The following is a 6,139-nucleotide window of genomic DNA, read 5'->3' on the forward strand; positions in this document are numbered from 1 at the left end:
CGGCGATCATGCTGTCCTATATCATCGGTGGCCTGGCGATCCTGGTGATCATGCGCGCGCTGGGCGAGATGGCCGTGCACAACCCGGTTGCGGGTTCCTTCAGCCGTTATGCGCAGGACTACCTTGGCCCGCTGGCGGGCTTCCTGACCGGCTGGAACTACTGGTTCCTGTGGCTGGTGACCTGCGTTGCGGAAATCACCGCAGTGGCCATCTACATGGGCATCTGGTTTCCCGAGGTGCCGCGCTGGATCTGGGCCCTGGCAGCGCTGGGCAGCATGGGCGCGATCAACCTGGTGGCGGTCAAGGCGTTTGGCGAGTTCGAGTTCTGGTTTGCCCTGATCAAGATCGTCACCATCATTGCCATGGTGCTCGGCGGGGTTGGCGTGATTGCCTTCGGCTTTGGCAACGACGGTGTGGCGCTGGGCATTGCCAACCTGTGGAGCAACGGCGGTTTCATGCCCAATGGCGTGACCGGCGTGCTGATGTCGCTGCAGATGGTGATGTTCGCCTACCTGGGCGTGGAAATGATCGGCCTGACTGCCGGTGAAGCGCGCAACCCGCAAAAGACCATTCCCCAGGCCATCGGCTCGGTGTTCTGGCGCATCCTGCTGTTCTACGTCGGTGCGTTGTTCGTGATCCTGTCCATCTACCCGTGGAACGAGATTGGCAGCCAGGGCAGCCCGTTCGTGATGACGTTTGAACGGTTGGGCATCAAGACGGCGGCGGGCATCATCAACTTCGTGGTGATCACCGCGGCCTTGTCGTCGTGCAACGGCGGCATCTTCAGTACCGGGCGCATGCTCTACAGCCTGGCGCAGAACGGCCAGGCGCCGGCCAGCTTTGCGCGCACCTCGCGCAATGGCGTGCCGCGCAACGCCTTGCTGCTGTCGATTGCTGCGTTGCTGCTGGGCGTGCTGGCCAACTACCTGGTGCCCGAGAAGGTGTTCGTGTGGGTGACCTCGATCGCCACCTTCGGTGCGATCTGGACCTGGGCGATGATCCTGCTGGCACAGCTGCGCTTTCGCGCCGGGTTGAACGATGCCGAGCGTGCTGCGCTCAAGTACCGCATGTGGCTGTGGCCGCTGAGCTCGTACCTGGCGTTGGCGTTCCTGGCGCTGGTGGTCGGGCTGATGGCGTACTTCGAGGAAACCCGCGTGGCGCTGTTTATCGGGCCGGCATTCCTGGTGATGCTGACGGTGCTGTTCTACGTGTTCAAGCTGGCGCCCAAGGGTGACAACGCAGCGCTGGCGGCAAGCAGCGCTTCCTGATGCACACAACCCCGGCCTTGAGCCGGGGTTTTTGTGGGGGCGTGGGCTTCTTCGCTGGCAGTGGCGGTTCATACAAACGCGTAGCCGTCTACCTGGGATTTCTGTCAGTTGACGCAGCGGTGCGCGAAGAGGCCTTCTAGACGTCGAGTCGAACGAGCAGGCGAGGCACCGACGAGCATGGCCAGGCCACCACACGCGTTTTCCAGGTACACGTTCATCGGCGTCGCCAATACGCTGATTCACTGGCAACTGTTTTTCATCCTCCACGCCGCCGTCGGGCTACGTCAGGCCTACAGCAATGTGCTGGCTTTCTGCGCAGCCGCGAGCTTTTCGTTTTTTGTGAATGCCCGCTTCACCTTTGCCGCCAGGCCTTCGTTCAGGCGTTATGGGGTGTTCATGGCGTGCCTGGGAGGGATTAGCCTGCTGACCGGTTGGCTGGCAGACCGCTGGCAACTGCCGGCGTTGCTGACACTGGTGGTGTTTTCCTTGATCAGCCTGTGCGGTGGCTATGTGTTGTCCCGATGGCTGGTGTTCGGGCACGTCACGCCATGAAGCTCTCGGTGGTAGTGCCGCTGTTCAACGAAGAACAGGCGCTAGAGGCGTTTTACCGGGCAGTGCGACAGGAGTCGTCTCTACAGGGCATGCGTGTCGAAATCATCTTCATCAACGACGGCAGTACTGATCGAACGGAGGTCATCGCCCGACAACTGGTGTGGGCGGACCCGGATGTGATGCTGATCAACTTCTCGCGCAACTTCGGTAAGGAGCCCGCCCTGTTCGCGGGTCTGGAGTACGCCAGCGGCGATGCCGTGGTGCCCATCGACGTCGATCTGCAGGACCCGGTCAGCGTGATCGGGCAACTGCTCGAGGCCTGGCAGCAGGGCGCCGATGTAGTGCTCGCCAAGCGCCGCGACCGGTCCAGTGACAGCCTGTGCAAACGCCTCGCTGCTTTGCTGTTCTATCGGCTGCTCAAATCGATCGCCTACACCCCTATCGAAGAAAATGTCGGCGATTTCAGGCTGATGGATCGCAAGGTGGTCGAGGTGATCAAGGCCTTGCCGGAACATCAGCTGTACATGAAAGGGGTGCTGTCGTGGGCGGGGTTCAAGGTCTGCATCGTCGAGTATGACCGCGCCCCGCGCACCGCCGGTCGCAGCAAGTTCAATGCGTGGTCACTGTGGAACCTGGCACTGGACGGCATTACCTCGTTCAGCACCTTGCCCCTGCGGTTGTGGAGCTATGTGGGGAGTTGCATTTCCTTGCTGGCCTTTCTGTACGCCGCCTTCATGGTCCTGGACAAGCTGCTGTTCGACAACCCGGTGCCGGGCTACCCCTCGTTGATGACCGCTATTCTGTTCCTCGGCGGCGTCCAGTTGATCGGCATCGGCATACTGGGGGAATACGTGGGGCGCATTTACATGGAGGCCAAGCACCGTCCGCGGTACGTGGTACAGGAGATTGTCAGCAATCACAGGCACACCGGCCTGCGCGAGGCAACGCGTGATGTGGAGTGACCGGATACTGACCCATAAGGAAGTCCTGCGGGTGTTTGCGGCGCTGTCATTGCTTTATCTCTACCCGATCATTCATGCCGACTACGCCTACATCGACGATAACTGGCGAGCGTTGTCCCTGGCTGAAGACGCCTGGCGACATCATGGCAGAATCCTGCTCGAACTGCTGTACAGAGGGATGACCTTCAGTGCGGGCATGGTCAATATCTTCCCGCTGCCTCTGCTGATTTCGGCACTGGCGCTGGCCGTGGCGATGACCCGCCTGACCTTCTGGCTGTTTCAGCAGCCGCGTTTGTCCAGTTGCCTGGTGGTGCTGCCTGTACTGTGCAACCCCTTCTACCTGGGCAACCTCACCTATCAATACGACGGGCCGGGCATGAACCTGGCACTGGTGGCGGTGATCTATGCGATCACCTTGCGTATCGAACGTGCGTTCTGGCGTGGGCTGGTAGCTGCTGCGCTGATCGCCATCACACTCGGCCTCTACCAGTTGATCGTCGGCGTGTTCGTCGGGTTGTGCATTGTCGAATATGTGGTCGGGGTCCGAAACCGGGTGCATGCCGGTGAGCTGCTCGGGTTGCTGGCCCAGCGCATCGCCCAGTTGATCGGGGGGAGCGTGCTGTACTTTCTGAGTGCCTATCAGTGGGTCATCCACGACCGAGGCGTGTGGATACCGCTGAGTGCGGGGTGGGGGGAGGCAGTCGCTGGCAGGTTCGTGACGGCCATGGAGCAGCTCACGCTGTTGGTGACGCCTGGCAACAGCCCCGTTGTGCTCTCGGTGCTGTTGCTGGGCGTGGTCGGTTTTGTCCAGGTCATGCGGTACATCCCCGAGCTGCCGGGCAGTACGCGGGCCAGGGTGGCCATCGCAGGGTTGTACCTGCTCAGCGTGCCGGCGCTGATCATCGGCGTGCCCGGTATCATGCTGTTTTTCGTCTGGCCCGTGCTTGATGCGCGTAACTTCATCGGCTTCAGCACTGTGCTGATGTTTGTGTTCTTCCTGGGCCATCATGTGCTGGGCTGGATTCGGCCGAGGCTGCAGTTGCTGCTGGTGGTACCGACGTTACTGATGTTCAGCCTGTGCTATGCCTATGGCCAGGTGATCATTGCGAAGAAGGAGCTGGCGTTCGCCATGGCGGGTTTCATCGCGCGGGATATCGTTTCCCAGGAGGCGTTAGCCAGCGTGAAGACCTTCTACTACATCGGCCCGCGCACAGGCGGCAACTGGTTGCCGCGCGCTTATCCGGCGAAGCAGGCGATGCCGCTGCTGGAGCATGTATTGAGTTCGGGCAGTACGCTGCTGCAAACGCACTTTCTGCCGCGATTGGGCATCACCAACGTGATCGACGGTGACCGCACTGCACTCGAACGACGCGTAGGTGCGCAACAGCAGCCGGTGCTCGACAGCAAGTTCTATTCGATCTACCTTGCCGACGACACCGGATTCATCGTGATGAAAGAGATCAGCGATCTGGAAAACTACAAGGACAACTGGCCTGGCCTGTGAAGCGCCATCCGCGCTTGCAACTGTTCACGCCGCAGCCACCTCGGCCGGTTCGAAACTGTCCGCCCGCGCCATCTGCCACATCCTCGAATAGAACTCGCCATTTACCTCGCCGGTCAGCAGCTCGCCCGGCTTGAGGAACACGTGCAACTGCGAGAACAGCTTGATCTCGGTGGCCGACATGCGCCGCACCAGGTGCCTGGCCTCCAGTTGCGAGGGGTGATCCAGCCCGGCCGCCGCCAGCATCTCGGCCAGCGCCTTGAGCGTGTTGCGGTGGAAGCTGAATACCCGCTGCGCCTTGTCTGGCACCACCAGTGCACGCTGGCGCAAGCTGTCCTGGGTGGCCACGCCGGTGGGGCACTTGTTGGTGTGGCAGCTCTGCGACTGGATGCAGCAAATCATTATGCCCCCCAAAACTCAACTATTGCCCGGTGAGTGAGTGAGTACGCGGCGCGTGAGTAGTTGCTCATACTACTCACGCCCTACGATCATTGCGCTTGCTCCCCCTCAGCCCCCGCGAGCACTGAATCCCCGCCAGGCACAATTGCCTTGCTACCCAGCAAGATCAGCTTGAACTGAACGTTGTGGGTAGCCTCCTTGTAGGCCGCTTCGCTGTCGTCAAACGAGGCTGCAACGATGCTCTGCAGGTTCTTCTCTGCAGAGAGCTTTTGGAGCAGGGCGAGCTGACTTTTCGTTGCCATGGAGTGCTGCCCAGGCTCGTCCAGCAGAATAAATCCAGGGTGATTCCCCTTCACTGTGAAATGCGCCGATGTTTCATACAGCGTCATGATGTAACTCCAGATCAGCCGCACAAAGTCACTGGCGCTCGACTCCCTCGCGATGTTCGAGCTGTTCTTGGAGGTGCTGGTGGGAGAGGCAGCTTTCCTCTCGTTAAAATCTTTCCTGTAGACCTCACGGAGCTCAATCTTGTCGAGTTCTGGCAGAAGGTTCTCTACGTTGAATTTGATGTCCTTCACGGGAGCGCTGTGATAGTCGAAAGAACTAACATTCGCTCTGAATATCTTCGAAAACAACGCGTACTTTTCAAGATCCACGTCGGAATAATGTTCTTTTGGCAACGCCGCTCGGCTCTGCTGATTGCGCTTGAACTGAGCGGATAGCTCCGCCAAAGCTTCCAATTGCTCATCGTTTCGCTGCAGAAATTGAGAGACTTCTTCGATGCTCATTTCTACTTGAAGCTGCTGCCGCAGATTGGACTTGGACACGGCTGCGTTTGTTGTAAGGTCGGACTTAAGGGCGCGCAATTTTGACTTGGAGGAGGCAATGCTCTTGGCAAGTTCCTCACTAACTACCGTGGTCTCTTTGACCGATTGCTCAATCGCCGCTGTGTCCCTCTCCAGCATCTTGATCTGAGATCTCAGATAATCGATGTTGGTCTCGATGTCCATGTGGGGAGTGCTTTCATGGAGGTCGGTCAGCGAGTGGCCAATGTTCTGCATGCATGCTGGGCAAACGTCACTGGCGACATCAAGTTTGAGTGAGGCGCCGTATCGAATGAGCTTTTGGGCAGCCTGGTTTTTGGACAGTTCCTCACTTGCTTGCCTCTGATGAATAGCGTTCGCGTTACGGGCCGCTCGATGGAGTGTCAAATCGCCAATGCATGTCTCATATGCGACAGTCAGTTCCTGCAGTCTGGAGGTCTCTTGTTCAATAAGCTTGAGCGTCTCATCAGAAGTCGTGTCCTTCCACCTGAATTCTTCCTCAGTCAACTTCTTGAGCACTTGGAGCTGATTACTCTTGAACTGATCTAGATCCACCGGGCCGTGCAGCGTGGACTTGTGGTAAAGCACGTTTGCGGGGAGGAACTCCGCTACCGGAGTTTTCGGCAGGTGCAG

4 protein-coding genes and 2 pseudogenes are annotated in these 6,139 nt (G+C 59.2%); 4 read left to right on the forward strand and 2 right to left on the reverse strand.

Annotated features, from left to right (window positions below; translation table 11 throughout):
- The 4 genes from G3436_RS15145 to G3436_RS15160 all read left to right on the forward strand — a co-directional run.
- Window positions 1-1,268 (forward strand): amino acid permease (locus tag G3436_RS15145; RefSeq protein WP_163946358.1); only part of this gene is annotated, 1,268 nt, incomplete at its 5' end.
- Window positions 1,269-1,445: 177 nt separating this feature from the next.
- Window positions 1,446-1,820: a GtrA family protein gene (locus G3436_RS15150; protein ID WP_163946360.1), complete on the forward strand. Its 375-nt coding sequence runs from the start codon at window positions 1,446-1,448 to the stop codon at window positions 1,818-1,820.
- Window positions 1,817-2,782: a glycosyltransferase family 2 protein gene (locus G3436_RS15155; protein WP_163946363.1), complete on the forward strand. Its 966-nt coding sequence runs from the start codon at window positions 1,817-1,819 to the stop codon at window positions 2,780-2,782. The genes G3436_RS15150 and G3436_RS15155 overlap by 4 nt, the downstream gene beginning before the upstream one ends.
- Complete coding sequence (locus tag G3436_RS15160) at window positions 2,772-4,286, forward strand: glucosyltransferase domain-containing protein (RefSeq protein WP_243667163.1); 1,515 nt, start codon at window positions 2,772-2,774, stop codon at window positions 4,284-4,286. The genes G3436_RS15155 and G3436_RS15160 overlap by 11 nt, the downstream gene beginning before the upstream one ends.
- Before the next feature lie 24 nt (window positions 4,287-4,310).
- Here the strand turns inward: G3436_RS15160 and G3436_RS15165 are convergent.
- Window positions 4,311-4,682 (reverse strand): annotated as a pseudogene (locus G3436_RS15165) (glutamate synthase-related protein); the annotation flags it as partial.
- An 89-nt stretch (window positions 4,683-4,771) separates the two neighbouring features.
- Window positions 4,772-6,139: pseudogene (locus G3436_RS15170) on the reverse strand (hypothetical protein); the annotation flags it as partial.

Origin of the sequence: Pseudomonas brassicae (assembly GCF_010671725.1) — a bacterium.
Classification (GTDB): domain Bacteria; phylum Pseudomonadota; class Gammaproteobacteria; order Pseudomonadales; family Pseudomonadaceae; genus Aquipseudomonas; species Aquipseudomonas brassicae.

Excerpts from the sequence above, each read along its gene's own strand:
- G3436_RS15150 (WP_163946360.1), top strand. The coding sequence starts at position 1,446 with ATGGCCAGGCCACCACACGCGTTTTCCAGGTACACGTTCATCGGCGTC.
- G3436_RS15155 (WP_163946363.1), top strand. The coding sequence starts at position 1,817 with ATGAAGCTCTCGGTGGTAGTGCCGCTGTTCAACGAAGAACAGGCGCTA.
- G3436_RS15160 (WP_243667163.1), top strand. The coding sequence starts at position 2,772 with ATGTGGAGTGACCGGATACTGACCCATAAGGAAGTCCTGCGGGTGTTT.